12 protein-coding genes are annotated in these 14,641 nt (G+C 42.7%); 4 read left to right on the forward strand and 8 right to left on the reverse strand.

Annotation, left to right across the window (positions count from 1 at the left end; translation table 11 throughout):
* Window positions 1-112 precede the first annotated feature (112 nt).
* Together ACHEVO_RS02165 and dusA are read left to right on the forward strand one after the other, a co-directional pair.
* On the forward strand, window positions 113-1,417 hold the full coding sequence (locus tag ACHEVO_RS02165; protein ID WP_394123739.1) for an MFS transporter: 1,305 nt from the start codon (window positions 113-115) through the stop codon (window positions 1,415-1,417).
* A 131-nt stretch (window positions 1,418-1,548) separates the two neighbouring features.
* Window positions 1,549-2,532: a tRNA dihydrouridine(20/20a) synthase DusA gene (gene dusA, locus ACHEVO_RS02170; protein WP_394123740.1), complete on the forward strand. Its 984-nt coding sequence runs from the start codon at window positions 1,549-1,551 to the stop codon at window positions 2,530-2,532.
* 81 nt (window positions 2,533-2,613) lie between these two features.
* On the opposite strand, the gene ACHEVO_RS02175 is transcribed toward dusA, so the two are convergent.
* The 4 genes from ACHEVO_RS02175 to ACHEVO_RS02190 all read right to left on the reverse strand — a co-directional run bounded on the left by ACHEVO_RS02175 (window position 2,614) and on the right by ACHEVO_RS02190 (window position 8,854).
* Window positions 2,614-3,402, reverse strand: coding sequence for a CPBP family intramembrane glutamic endopeptidase (locus ACHEVO_RS02175; RefSeq protein WP_394123741.1), 789 nt, complete (start codon window positions 3,400-3,402; stop codon window positions 2,614-2,616).
* A 68-nt stretch (window positions 3,403-3,470) separates the two neighbouring features.
* A complete protein-coding gene (locus ACHEVO_RS02180) occupies window positions 3,471-4,361 on the reverse strand; it encodes an alpha/beta fold hydrolase (RefSeq protein WP_394123742.1) in 891 nt (296 codons plus the stop codon).
* A gap of 250 nt (window positions 4,362-4,611) precedes the next feature.
* Complete coding sequence (gene sppA / locus ACHEVO_RS02185; protein ID WP_394123743.1) at window positions 4,612-5,664, reverse strand: signal peptide peptidase SppA; 1,053 nt, start codon at window positions 5,662-5,664, stop codon at window positions 4,612-4,614.
* A gap of 280 nt (window positions 5,665-5,944) precedes the next feature.
* Window positions 5,945-8,854, reverse strand: a complete 2,910-nt coding sequence (locus tag ACHEVO_RS02190) for a ComEC/Rec2 family competence protein (RefSeq protein ID WP_394123744.1) — start codon at window positions 8,852-8,854, stop codon at window positions 5,945-5,947.
* Window positions 8,855-9,099: 245 nt separating this feature from the next.
* On the opposite strand from ACHEVO_RS02190, the gene ACHEVO_RS02195 reads away from it, so the two are divergent.
* Window positions 9,100-9,675, forward strand: a complete 576-nt coding sequence (locus ACHEVO_RS02195; RefSeq protein ID WP_227522947.1) for a DUF2062 domain-containing protein — start codon at window positions 9,100-9,102, stop codon at window positions 9,673-9,675.
* Between the two features lie 63 nt (window positions 9,676-9,738).
* Here the strand turns inward: ACHEVO_RS02195 and ACHEVO_RS02200 are convergent, their stop codons facing one another.
* The 3 genes from ACHEVO_RS02200 to ACHEVO_RS02210 form a co-directional block, all read right to left on the reverse strand.
* Window positions 9,739-10,044 (reverse strand): hypothetical protein, encoded by a 306-nt coding sequence (locus ACHEVO_RS02200; RefSeq protein ID WP_394123745.1) that lies wholly within the window; start codon window positions 10,042-10,044, stop codon window positions 9,739-9,741.
* Between the two features lie 169 nt (window positions 10,045-10,213).
* Window positions 10,214-10,894, reverse strand: a complete 681-nt coding sequence (gene lolD, locus ACHEVO_RS02205) for a lipoprotein-releasing ABC transporter ATP-binding protein LolD (protein WP_394123746.1) — start codon at window positions 10,892-10,894, stop codon at window positions 10,214-10,216.
* Between the two features lie 57 nt (window positions 10,895-10,951).
* Window positions 10,952-12,187: a lipoprotein-releasing ABC transporter permease subunit gene (locus ACHEVO_RS02210; protein ID WP_394123747.1), complete on the reverse strand. Its 1,236-nt coding sequence runs from the start codon at window positions 12,185-12,187 to the stop codon at window positions 10,952-10,954.
* Window positions 12,188-12,631: 444 nt separating this feature from the next.
* Here ACHEVO_RS02210 and ACHEVO_RS02215 point away from each other — a divergent pair, with 444 nt between their 5' ends.
* Window positions 12,632-13,606 carry a hypothetical protein gene (locus tag ACHEVO_RS02215; protein WP_165596796.1) on the forward strand — a complete coding sequence of 325 codons (975 nt, stop codon included), beginning with the start codon at window positions 12,632-12,634 and terminating at the stop codon, window positions 13,604-13,606.
* A 132-nt stretch (window positions 13,607-13,738) separates the two neighbouring features.
* Here ACHEVO_RS02215 and ACHEVO_RS02220 read toward each other — a convergent pair whose 3' ends face one another.
* The gene (locus ACHEVO_RS02220) at window positions 13,739-14,128 is read right to left on the reverse strand and encodes an SCP2 sterol-binding domain-containing protein (RefSeq protein WP_057760797.1); all 390 of its coding nucleotides are present in this window, start codon (window positions 14,126-14,128) and stop codon (window positions 13,739-13,741) included.
* Window positions 14,129-14,641 lie beyond the last annotated feature (513 nt).

A 14,641-nucleotide genomic window follows, 5' to 3' on the forward strand; every position in this document is an offset into this window, starting at 1 on the left:
TGTTTCGGCAAATCATCTTTTATATATCTTGATTTGCCGTTTTTACCATGGCCGGTTATCCAAACGATGATCGTCTTAATGACCACTTTACTCTGTGGATATGTGATCTATTATGCCGTCTCGTTCTCAATACGCCCTAATGTCTACTAAAGACAAAAACATAGTGATGTTCATTAGCTTCATCAGCGCTGTGATATTTTTTGATTTTTTGATTTACTTGTATATCTCAGATATTGTTTCAGCGGCGATTTTTCCTGCTAATGCTGACCCTAGAGTTGCTAAACTGCAAGGAATGGGGCTTTTTGTTATCGGTTATTTAGCACGTCCAATCGGAGGTGTTCTCATCGGTCGTTATGGTGATATAAAAGGTAGAAAGCCCGTTTTATTGCTAAGTATCATAGTCACCGCATGTAGTCTCCTAGCAATGGCATTTTTGCCAACTTATGCACAATGGGGCATCTTTGCGCCTGCTTTATTTATTTTATTAAGAATTATACAGGGTATGGCATACGGACTTTATGTTCCCTTATCTTGGGTATTTGTGGCAGAGCATGTGCCCAGACAGTATTTATCAGTAGCCTGTAGCTACGTGACTGCCAGCTTCTTTGTAGGCGTGTTGTTTTCAAATGCATTTTTTATGTGGCTCTCTAGCTTTATGACTACAGCCGAGTTAACTGAATACGGATGGCGCTTGCCATTTTTAGTGGCCGCTGTACTAAGTGCTTTGCCGTTATTGGTATGGCGAATGGTTGAAGAGACGCCTTTCTTTTTAGCGCTCGTAAAGCCGAAGGCAAGTAAAAATGCAGGTAAGCCACTGACGTTACTTTTTAAACACTGCAAGCATTCTATTTTTATCGGTATGGTACTGACGTTAGTAATCTCTAGCATTTCTACTGTTATCGTTTTGCTCTTACCAGACTTGATAGAGATAAACTTTTCGTTGGACAGTGATTTATTCGGGTTCTCCCATAGCCTGGGCATCATATTTATCATTTTTGGCTGTATATTCTATGGGATGATTTCTAATCATGAGAATTTTGGTAAAGTGTTGGTAATCGGTTCGATTTTACTGATTGCCCAAATGCTGGCGTTCTTTTACCATTTGCAGGCGGGCGGTGATTATATACTAATCATGTATGCGATTTTGGGCTTCTGTGCTGGCGTGATTGGTATGGTCCCTGCTATCCTTGTAGAGCTGTTTCCGACCAATGTACGTCTGACTGGCGTTGCTTTTTGCAACAATGTCACACAGGGCATTACTGGTGTGCTAATACCTTTTGGTCTTGGATACGCCACGACTCTAGTAAGCTTTTCACCAGCACTGTACATTGCCTTTATTGGCTTTATCGGTATTATCATGGGGCTTTATTTTTATAATTTGCCCGAGTTGAAAAAGATTGACCACGTTATTGTATAAGTAAACAGTCAATCGCCGCTTCGCATAACACTTGAAGCTCTATAAAATCTTGAAAATAAGGTGCAGTGGGTTGTCTCATCCATTGCACCTTCTCCATTTATTTAAGACACAAATATTAAGGCTTGATGACCATGGTTGATATGACCAACAAACGCCTCTCAGTTGCGCCAATGATCGACTGGACTACGACAGATTATCGTTATTTTGCGCGACTGTTTAACCCACATACCTATCTATATACCGAGATGATCAGTACTGGTGCATTGATACATGGCAATCGAACACGGCATTTGCGCTTCGATACACTTGAGCACCCTCTTGTATTGCAGCTCGGCGGTGCAGATATCAATGAGATGACACAATGCGCAGAGTTCGCTCAGCAGTATGGCTATGATGAAGTCAATATCAATGTTGGCTGCCCCTCAGATCGCGTACAGCACAATAAGATAGGTGCCTGTTTGATGGCAGAACCTCAGACCGTCGCTGATTTGGTCAAGCATATGCAAGCTGCAGTCGATATTCCAGTGACGGTCAAGCATCGTATTGGCATCGATGACTTTGATAGTTATGAGTTTATGGTGGACTTTGTGCAGACAGTCGCAGCGGCAGGTTGTACCCGCTTTATCGTACATGCGCGTACGGCATGGTTGCAGGGGCTCAGCCCTAAGCAAAACCGCGAAATACCACCGCTGCGTTACGATGATGTGTACCGTCTAAAGCAGGACTTCCCTGAGCTAGATATTGAAATCAATGGTGGTATCGATACAATTGAAGATATAAAAATGCATCTACAGCATATCGATGGCGTGATGATTGGTCGGGCGTTTTATCACAATCCGTATCTATTAGCAGAGGCCAATAGCTTATGGGAAGAGGCAACTCCTGAGACAATACCTAAGCGCTCGGAGATTTTAGCGCAGCTTTATCCATATCTCGAAGAACAACTCGCAAAAGGCGAAGCGCTGCCAACAATGACACGGCATTATTTAGGACTCTTCCAAGGTCTGATGGGCGCACGTAAGTGGCGCCAAGCATTGAGCGGCAAACCTCAGCTAACGATTGATGATATTAAGCGAGCGGCCGATGAAGTGCTACTATTAAATCCTGATGCATAATCCTAACGTGTCGCCAAATTTTTATATCTGACTGGCTCGATAGAATTTACATGCCAGCCATCGTTGTGGACAGCATTTTATCTATGCCGCTTGCACAATATACTGCCACATCGCTGCACCATTATTGACAATGTGCAGTACGATTGGCAGTAGTAGCGAGCCTGACTTAATCCGTGCATAGCAAAATATCAATGCCAACACTACGATGGTACTGATTTCATAGATACCGTACTGCACATGGATCACAGCAAATATCAAACTTGTCACAATACTGGCGACAATCGCCCCATAATTCGCTGAATATGATGGTGCCGTGAACTGTTCTGCGATGGCTGACCACAATATACCGCGAAAGATAACCTCTTCATAAATTGGTGCGACGACGACCATGGCAAACACCAATAGCCAAACCGAAATGACCGACTGATAGAGTGGATCAACAAACACTAACGGCGTCATATCGAGTGCATATGTCAGTGTCTGACTGGCAATCATGAATATTAGTAGCAGCCCAAGCATGCCTATACCCACCGACAGTGAGAACGGCTTTAAGGCTAGATATTGACGCAGACTGCCACCTTTTAAACGAATGATAAGTACGCTAATTGCCACCAGCAATACACAGCCGATAAGTATAGACAGGCTCACGACCGTTCCATCATTACTACCAAAATAGAATATCCTCCCTATCGATGCCCTTTCATCGGCAGGTAATACCAGCTTGCCAGCGACATAAACGCCTACCAGCTGACTGACAAAAAACGCAAGCACCATTCCTACTGTCAGCACGAATGTACCCACGCGCGAAAATAGCGGCAGAGACTTAGGTGAGACAGTCGTACTAGATGGCGCAGTTAGGTTTTTTGGCATAAAGGTATCACTTAAAAATACTCTGGCAGCTCATATCCATTACAAGCATGACTGATGGTATGTTGCATTTATTTTGACAGTTGCTGCTTAATCAATCCTAGCACCTGCTTTGAGACAGACTCTGGATACTCAAGTGGGAACATATGTCCCCCTTCATGAGTTTCGTAAGGGATGCCCAAGCGCGATTTTATCTGCTGCGGAAAGCGACGTTTCAAAAAGATACTGTCTTGACCAATGATTAAAGTCACAGGCACTTTAGGACCACGATTCGGTGCCAGCCAATACCAAGATGGATTGGTACGGAACACAGCGACTTCGCTGGCTTTAGGAATAGCCAATGTCACCTTGCCATCCGCGCGCTCATGTAAGCCGTGATCGATATATCCTTGAAAGCTACGCTCGTCAAAATTCTTAAAAAACCCCTTATGTCGCATTTTCTCATATGCTTCATCCCGGCTATCCCACACATCACGGCGATGCTTGGACACGCCAGCTGGTGATAGTTTGTCCATCAGATGATTATTCATAAACGGTAATCTGTCTGCTGTCTTTGCTAAATGCCATAACAAGCTGACTTTGCCATAAATCCAAGGCGGATCCATAAGTACTGCTTGTGCAAACAGTTCAGGCTGACGATATGTGGCCTGCAACGTACACATAGCCCCAAGCGAATGCCCCACTCCTACTACTTGTGCAACGCCATGCTTTTTACAGGCACTGTTTACGCTATCAATGATTTGCTGCGTCAGACTACGCCAATGATCATCGACTGGATAATCGGGCGTATCACCCAACATCGCAATGTATTCAATCGTAAAAAATTCTGATAAACCTTTAAAAAATGGCTCATATACCGCGCTTGGCATTCCATTAGCATGAGCAAAATGCAGCACAGGTTTATTGGTTATTTTAGAGACAGGCAGTTTAGCAAAGGACTGCAAATTTATTTCATCACTCATGACAGACTCTCGTGGGATCGTTTATGTTACATATTATTTTTAATGATTGAACCTTGTACCATTATTAAAACCAACCATGTCTATATGACAAATTTGACAACTGTGTTTGATAGTTATAGCTGTATAGCTAATTTAATCAGGCTATCACTCAGACCAAGGTTTTTATTTGGTATTGCATACAATTAAGGCTGAGCACAATTATATGCTCAGCCTTAACAATCATACACATTATATCTAGAACATAAAACGCTTAACGCATCTGTCCAGTGTTGCTTTCTTGTGGCAATACGTCGAGACTAACGCTAGAGCCAATACCTGCACCTAACTTCACTGCAAAACGATCCATAAACATTTGGAACGGATCAGTTGGGCTATAGCTAATGATCGTATCAAGGTCAAGTTGCTTACTTAGACTTGTGATACTACCTGTTTTGTCTGCTAAGCCTAGCTCAATAGACTGCTCCCCTGTCCAGAATAGCCCTGAAAACAGTTTGTTTTGTTCAGGATTTTTCAGACGATCACCGCGACCTTCTTTGACAGCATTGATGAAATGCTTGTGCGTGTTTGCTAGTACTTTTTCGACATGATTTTCTTCATAATCAGTCAACGGACGAGATAAGCTTAAGATATCTTTATACTCACCAGCCGTAATCGTACGATCTTCTACGCCAACTTTATCCATCAAACCTTTGACGTTATAGCTTGGCATAATGACACCGATAGAGCCGACCAGACTTGACGGATTGACATAAATCTCATCTGCGGCAGACGCAATATAATAAGCACCTGAAGCACCGATATCACCAATCACTGCGTAAAGCTTTTTGTCTGGGTACTCTTGGCGTAAGTCCATCATGGTCTGCCAAATATCATCAGACTGTACCGGTGAACCGCCAGGTGAATTGATATCTAAGGCCACTGCTTTTGAGTTACTGTTTGCAAAAGCGTCTCTCAATGCTTCATTGACATCATACGCATTGGCCACATCATCATTACTGATAACACCTTGTAGCTCAACCACTGCCAAATGTGGGTCGCTAGTATCGACTGCGTCCATACCTGTTGGCGCACTACTGCAACCACGACCAAGGGTCAAAAATATCAATAGGATATAACCAAAGGTCAGTAGTTTAAAAAAGATACTCCAGCGACGAGCGCGGCGCTGCTCAACCACACTCGCTAATAACGTGTTTTCCAGCACCTTCCATTCTTGTCCACTTGGCGGGCTTGGTTGCTGCAGTTGCGTTGGCTGATTTGCCGAGTTATCAGGACGTTTGTTAGGGTCTGGTGGCCAGTTGGGCATATAACTTCCTAAGTTAGAAACAATCTAAAACAATAAAATGAGGTTGTCGAGAAATACAGCTAAAGCGGTGATGTATACCTGATACTGTCTCACCATATCTGTGACTTATGTTAATAGTCAGTGACCTGTATTAATAGGCTGCTAAGTATGGTGGTATTTCGATAACGGTTCAATAGTATAACTGTGAAATATCACTATATTGTAACGCTGATAATATAAGCCTTATTTTTGAGGGTTAGTAGTTTCGGCATTGGAAAAGCTATCAATGTTATTTAGCGATTTAGTTGTTTAGCGATAATGCCGTGTCTAACGGCTTATTATCATAGGTTATAACTTCATCGACTCTCTGACGACTTATGACATCAGCTGTAATTTGCGAGGCACTATGACCAAGCCACTTTATATTTTTGAATAACATATTCTCATTATTCGATTCAACTGAACATAGTAATGACCATAGTTGCCAAACGCGTTGATGAGTAGCATTATTTAAAATCAAACGCGACTGGGAAGACGCTGACTGTTTGCCAGTTAACTGGTTAGATGATATTTGTGCTTGAGGGCTAACAGGTGAATTGGCAGGTAACGAGTTAAGTGGGTCTGCCGCATTGTATCTTAGAACGCGTATTGGCATATTAGTATCAAGAGCAATCGTACAATCCCAAACGCTAGTGTCACCTATCTTGGTCCAACCAGTGATGGCTTGTACTGACAACTCATCGTTGGCCGACTGCCATATTTTGCCTTGCTCACAACGTTGGGCACTGATAGTAGGCGTATCTTCAGATTGCCTAACTGTTTTATAGGCTTGCTGAAATGCAGACCAACGATCAGAGCGTCCTGCTTGCCAATATTGGCTAATGGATAAACGACTATTTAATTGAGCAACGGTCATCGGCAGTAATTCAGAATTTTTGGTATTAGCAGTATTCTTATCGTCAGGAATTAACGTATCAGTCAGGCCGGTACTGCTACTCTGTACGACAATACTTTCTAAATTATTGACAGATAAACTGCCCAGCTGCTGCTTTAAATTTTCAGATAATTTGTCTGCTGTCAGGCTGCTTGGCATCGTTCGTGTAGAGGTTGGTCTATGATCAGCTAAGAACAACCAATTGGTGCTGTCTTCATTGACGGTAGGATATTGTAGCAATGCTGCCGTTATATACGAGTCACCCGTTGGTAGAATATATAGGGTCGGTACAGTTACCAGTGACTGCTGATTGGCATACACCGTCATCATCAGCAACGTTAATGGTGGCAACGTCAACCAACGGCTGAGTAAACCTCGTGGCAAAAGCCAAGGCAATGCGCTTAGCAAAGCCATCGATAGTATCGCTATATTAACTGGTGTATAGAGCCACGCATCCGATAGTGCTGGCAATGACGTCAGCCAACTCATTAAATCGTGTAGATGACCAACTATCGTACTAATAATTACCCAAAGAATATCAGCAATACTCGGCACCAGAAGGTAACATAGTCCTGCTAATAGATTGAGCGGTACAATCACCCAACCAAATAGTCCAATAGCAAATAAATTGATAAAAAGACCCCATAAAGATGCTTTACCGAATAAAAGCAACGTCACGGGTAATAAAGTAAGAAACAGCCAAAACTGTAGTTTAAACACACGCTTAATTATTTGCCAAACACGGTTAGGTAGCGTGTTATTGATACGAGTATGCTGCTTACTATCGTATACAGTCGTAGTCTGGTGCTCATACGACGTATCGTCATACTTGAGTAATAACGCCACTGCGATAAAAGACAGCCAATACCCTGCCTGCCATAATACGTAAGTGTCACGCCAAGCCATCAACACAGCCAATGCCAATAGCACGCGCATCGTACTGATAGGCATCAATATCAATCTGACAAATCCAATCGCTAATAACATCCAAGCCGTACGGGCAGCAGGCACGTCAAAACCAGTAAATAGCGCATAAATAAAAGCGGCGCCAATCATTACCCACCAGCGCACTTGCCAGCGCGGAATACGACGATAAATCGCCGAATAATTACGATCAAACAGCAGTACAACTATACCTGCTAGCACAATAGCTAAAAACAGTACGTGCGTGCCTGAAATAGCGAGCAGATGTGAGATACCCGCCAGTTGATATAAATCCTTAGTATCACGATTAATCAAGCTACGATCACCCGTAAGCAGACTTAATGTCACGGCTGCTGCTTGTTGCTCTGCTGTCGTTTGCGCTGACCAGTCTTGATAGAAATGCTGTCGTAATCGCCAACGCCCCTGATCGATACGAGTACGAAAGCGCTGAAGATATGAGTCAGAATCTAGCGACTGCTTCGAATATTTTTCATCGCTGATTTTATTGCTGATTTCGTTACTGTTTACCAATGTAGGACTAATGGCCAAAATATTCGCAACGCCATCAATATGCCGACCTCGCAACCAGCGATAACTGTCAAAACCAGTAGGGTTATTGACTGCTTGCTCAGAAGTAGCCAACGGCGCCAGTGCTAGGCTCATGAATATCTCATCACCGGGCTGCAATTCATTTAAGGATGCAAACTGGCTCTTATTCGCAGACTTTCTTGGATAAGCGTTAAGTAAGATTCGGTGTTCGCTGACTGCGATACTAACTTCATTGGAATTAGTATTGTAATTGTTGCTTAGGCTATTTCTGTTCACATCTAAGTAGTCGGATGTTTTAGTTGCTAACTCTTGGGGCGTTAGCTCAGCGACTAACGGAGCGATATTCGTTATCACCGCTACTTGTCTATAACCGCTATCTGTAGCAGCATCATAAACACTGTCGCTCAACCCTTCGATACGCACGAATGCATGTACTCGTATCGGTGCAGTTATTTCAGTGGTTTCTGCTTGTTGATGAGTAACCAAAGCTTGCAATGCGCTGCCTATCACTAACGCAGTCGCTAACAAAGCTAAGACCAAGTGTCTAATAATTCGGAAAGGAAGTTTAGTATGACGAGATGCGTTGTTAAAGGTACTGTTATCAGCGCTGTGGCTGTCTATCGAGGGTATGTTGAATTGAGCAGAAGCCAACAGAAATATAGCAAATACAATCAGCGCCAAAAACAGATTGGACGGATCAATCATATCTAGCAAAGATAAGTCGGTTGGCATTATCACATTATCTGCGACTGCCAATACGCCCATCATAACTATAATTATGAGGCTACCAATCAACCAGTACACCAGCACTCCTTGCTTGATGACTTAAATATTATTCGGCCAAATATGGTTACTTACTATAGCAAATGGCACGCGATGCAATAGCATTTATATTTATATTACCCTATACTGAGGCAACGTATTAGGTGGTAACTATCTGACACCACCATTCTGTGTGTTCTAACCTTTATCCTACTCACCATATATTACTTTATACCAGCTTCTCAATACCATTGAGTAGACTGTAGTTAATGATTAAAGGCGATCCCGTGCCCCAAAAACGTCTAAAAGACCTACTTCCTACACCAGAGAAAATCTTAGAAAGTCGCACTTTAAAGCTGTTTGCACCGCACTTGGCTGATCCAAGGTTATGGCATTTCAATCGACACAGCCTAAATAAGGCCGTCTATATCGGTGTACTAAGTGCATTTTTTCCGCTGCCAGGACAGATGTTACTGGCACTTATTGGCTCGCTTATTTTTCGTGCCAATGTCCCTATGGCGCTTGGTTTGACATGGATTACTAACCCAGTCACTAGCCTACCCATCTTTTATGCTGGATACTATATCGGTGCAAAGATCATTGATGCACCTGTGATTAGCTTGCGATTCATCGGTAGAATGATTGCGGATTTCAGCTTATGGGCATTATCAAACGGTGCCAATCCGTTCATTACTTATCGCGGTACAGTATCACTTGCTGCATTTTGCATTGGGCTAACGATTTTAGCCGTGGTCACCAGTCTTATTTGCGGTTTGGCATTTAAGGCCATTTGGCGTTATAAGACCGTGGCGAGCTGGCAGAAACGTCAGCAAAAACCTTCTGACGAATCTGACAAGTTATAAGGCAATTTATCTTTGTTATATGGCTATAACGCTTACGCCCTAGCTAAACTAAGCTAGCAGAGCTCATTCTTCTTTACTGTTCTCTATAGCATTTAAGACTTTGTCAGTGAAATTGCTATCCATCGGTACGATCTCAATGACTTCATCATTTTTACAGAGCGTATAACGCTTACCTGTCGCGCTGTCTTGAACTTTTAGGTCGTAATCAACCCCAGCCAAAGTGATGGCATCAAACACAGGGGTCAGTAGCTCAGTTTGTGTCTGTCTATCGAGCGTTTCAAACAAAGTTGGATCGATGTAAGGCTTTAACGGCTCATCACCCTCTTCCGCACTGCCAAAAGCCGCAATTGGATTATCATCTTCACGCATTTTACGCATCCTTATAAAATAGATAAGGCGGCTGGCTCACAACCGCTTAATCGCTAGTTTCTATGATATATTTTCTTAATAATACAACAATAACTTTTCAATATGATAGCCATAACAAACGCCAATAGATGGCGTTTCGGTCAGTTTTTCGACCTAATATAAAAAATTATTAATACTGTTCCCAATGCCCATTGCGTAGCAACAACTGACGGTCAGCAAGCGCCGCCAAATTGCGATCATGCGTCACCATAAGTAGCGCGGTTTGCATAGTGCTTTGTAGCTCTGACAACAGACCAAAAACGCTTTGTGCATTGTCATAGTCCAAGTTACCGGTTGGCTCATCTGCCAAAATCAGCGATGGCTTAGTCACTAGCGCGCGTGCAATCGCTACACGTTGACGTTCGCCACCTGATAGCTCACCTGGTCTATGCATCAAACGATGCTCAAGACCGACATTTTCTAGAATCTCAACCGCTTGCTTACGAGCATCCGTCGTTGATACTTCTGGACGCATCAGCAATGGCATGGCTACGTTTTCGATTGCTGTAAACTCTGCCAACAGGTGGTGAAACTGGTAAATAAAGCCCAAATGCTTGTTACGCATTGCACCGCGCTCAGTTTCATTCATGCTATTTAACAACTGACCATGCAACCAAACCTCACCACTGGTTGGCGTATCTAGACCGCCAAGCAAATGTAGCAGTGTACTTTTACCTGAACCACTGGTTCCAACGATAGCGATGCGCTCACCCGCATGAACAGTCAGATTAAGACCAGTCAAAACTTGCGTACTGACCGCGCCTTCATCATATATCTTATTGATATTGGTCGCCTCTAAAATGGCAGACATAGCGCTTCCTTTATTTTATTTATTTCGGTATTTATTTCGATGTTTAGGCGTTTGCGATTACTCATAGCGTAGCGTTTGAGCAGGCTGAATCTTAGCTGCTCGGCGCGCTGGATAAATCGTTGCCAAAAAGCTCAGTACAAACGATGCACCTGTGATTAATACCATATCTAACAAACGCAACTGTGATGGCAAGTAATTGACAAAATACGCATCAAACAGGTTCAGACCAAAGGCTTGATTAATAAAGCCTAAAATATCGCTGACCGTAAGCGCAAATATCACACCCAGTATCGTACCAGCGATAGTACCGATCACCCCGATGACCACACCTTGGACCATAAAGACTTGAGTAATCAAACGAGGAGACGCACCAAAGGTTTTTAAGATTGCGATATCTGCTTTTTTATCGGTCACTAGCATGACCAGACTTGAGACAATATTAAAAGCGGCAACTAGGATAATCAAAAATAGTAATAGGCCGACCATGGCTTTTTCCATTTGAATTGCCCCAAACAGATTGCCATGAGTTTGTGTCCAGTCATTTGGATATAGCTTTTCAGGTGCGATAGCAGCCGCTTTTTCCGCAGCTATCGGCGCAGTAAAGATATCGTTAAGCTTCATGCGTACGCCCTGCGCACCTTCTGGCAGACGCAGTAATTTTGCCGCATCACCCATCGGGATAAACGCCATAAGACTGTCTACTTCTGGGCTAATCGTAAAAATACCTGTCAGAGTAAATCGCTTAAACCGCGGTATCACGCCTGCTGGTGATGGTGACGCTTCTGGCAATACTAGCGTCACTTTATCCCCTATTTGCAGACCCAAAGACTGCACCATCTCCTCGCCCAACACGATACTGAAGTCACCACTTTTCAGAGTGTCAATACTACCTTCAATCATGTGCTCATTGATGATGGAGACGTTTTTCTCGTATTCAGGCTCGACGCCTGTCACCATGATCCCTGCGACCTGACCATTTGATGTCAGCATCCCTTGCAGTTGAATGAATGGTGCCACAGCTGCCACTTCTGGGTCTTCTTTGATCTGATCGGCTAGCTGTTCCCAGTCGCCAATAATTTCTGATGAGACCACAGTAGCCTGCGGTACCATTCCCAAAATGCGGGTTTTCAGTTCACGGTCAAAGCCGTTCATCACTGATAGCACCGTAATCAATACGGCAACCCCAAGCGTCAGACCAATCATCGAGATGAGTGATATAAAGGAGATAAAGCCATTACTACGTTCTGCTCGGGTATATCGTAAGCCGATAAATAACGCTAAAGGACGAAACATATTCAAACTCTTTATCTTATCTACGTGCGACTTTATATAGGTTGCATAACGAGCAGTAGTAAATGCATCATACAGTTGCTACTACTCACATATAAATCAAACACAAAAACAGGGTGTCAGACGAGCCAATAACAGCTGTCAAAAGGGAGCTAGTTTGACACAAACTAGCTGATATGTGCCAGTCATTAGCAACAACTGAGAGTATTTTTTACCAAAAAACTGGGTTTTGTTATTATTTTTTATAGGGGGCTTGCTATTAGCTGCACCAATACCTATATATTATATGCTAAAGACAATTGTCATTAACCCCTCATTGAGGTTTACTCGCTATTTACTGATAATATCGCTGACCATCATAAACCAATCATTTAAAATGTTGGATGGTACACAAGCAAACACAGTATTAGATACAAACCTCACGCTGACTTAATTTTGAGTATTTTCATGACCATAAATTATCAATACAAAAACATTCAATCTCCCACCAAGATCACATTGACCGATGAGCAGTCTGCAGGTCACGCCGATCACTGGCGTATTCTGACCGACGATATGAGTCATGATGTGCCTGAATGGCTACAAAAAATGATCGAAGTCGCAGCGATGCCTAAAGGCCTGAACAACAACGTCAGTGCAAAAGACAGCTGCCTGCTTCTATCAGAAGATCAGCCTTGCCATATTAATCAAGTGCTCGCGATGAAAGATGGTAAGCCAGAATGCTTTATCAATGCCTACCCTTGTGTCGATAGTCCTTACGGATTGAACTGCAAAATTGAGCGTGTCATCGCCAATGACAACTCGCACGATGCAGTATTACGTTTACGTACTGCTGATGGCAGTATTATTTATGCGTTTGATCAACTCTATACGACCAACCGTCATCTATATCAGCGCGACACCTCTTACTATGTGAACTTTAGTGCTTGGGCGCACGAAATTAAGCTAAGTGAGCAAAATGAAGTCATCATGGTCGAAGATCAAGAGTCTATCCGTTATCACCGTGCCTTTAACGACATCGTGGCAGCAAATGACGGAAAAATTCCTGATGACTTGCAAGAGCAAATCAGCGAATGGAAACCTGAGACCAAAGAACAAATGGCACCTGTCGAGATTAACTTGGGCCATATGTGCGCTTACTTGTTTGGCGATACGCTAGGACAAGAAGACGAGGCTTGGTGTCAGGGGCAAGTACTTGGTAAACAAGAAACCGTCTTCAATGGTAAATCTATCATATTGTTTGACGTGGTGACGCTACGTGAGCAAGATGCGGATCCTTTTGTAGTGCGTATTGGTGCGCTCAACACTGCTGAAACCAATAGCATCAAAGTACATGACTACGTCCAAGCAAACGTATGGCTACAAGCAGCAATATACAAAGAGAACCAATCAAATGCGACGCAGCAATCAAAAGCTAGCTAGACTGTTTGAAAGACTTTTTATGCCTATTTGATTGCGCAATAAAAAAGCCCCTAATATGAATTAGGGGCTTTTTTGTGTCTTATGGATTCTTACAACCCAAAAACGTAACGCAAAAGTCATATAAATATACGATTAAGCCATCGTCGTCATTGATTTGATACGAGTATACAACTCTTTTTGCTCTGCGCTTGGACGTGCAGTCTGTACGGCCATCAACTGAGACATATCGCCTTCGACACGGATTTTGCCACTCATAAACGCACCCATGATTTGATTGGTATCAAAATCAGTGATGATAGACTGTAGGATATCGCGATCTAATAGCAGCGTCGTCGTTGCATTATCGTTTAAGCCGCGATGCAGCAAACCATTTGCAAAATTGGCTTCGATAGTTTTATCAGCTTCAGCCACTTTTAGGTTGACGACCATATTGGCAAGTACTGGCGGTAAGTTTAACTCACCTGCTTCGTTGCCCATTTTTTCTACTTGCTCAAACCATTCATCTGTCAAAAAAACTGCCATATTATATTATCCTTAATTGATATTCTGTCAGACCAATACCCCTTTAAGTATTATTAGCCTAACTATTAGAATTATTAAAATGATTGCTATCAATAGACCTATGCAATACATAGCCATTAATGACGTTCAGCCTCATTATAAAGGGCGACTTAATAAGAAGTAAAACCTATTTATCGGCTTAGCAATGTTATTGTTACAAAACTTCTTTGCAAGCCTATGCTTATGTCTAGCGCGCGCTTCCCCTACTCAATCAAAATGAGCATCTAGAATAGTGACAAAATTGTGTATAAAATAGAGGAGTAGCACAGCAATAATAAGTTGCTCGCTAACATTTATACCAAAGAGTTTGTATTTTGGCGCATAGTTCTGATGATATTTAATTAGGATTGCGTTACAATACCCTTAAACAGAGTCGGGAGTTTTAACCAAACATTACATAATCGTGTTTTTTGTCAGCCGCCGCTAGCATACATCTATGGTCAATGCGTTTTAATAGCCCTATAGATATGGGTA

Source organism: Psychrobacter nivimaris, assembly GCF_043419765.1.
GTDB lineage: Bacteria > Pseudomonadota > Gammaproteobacteria > Pseudomonadales > Moraxellaceae > Psychrobacter.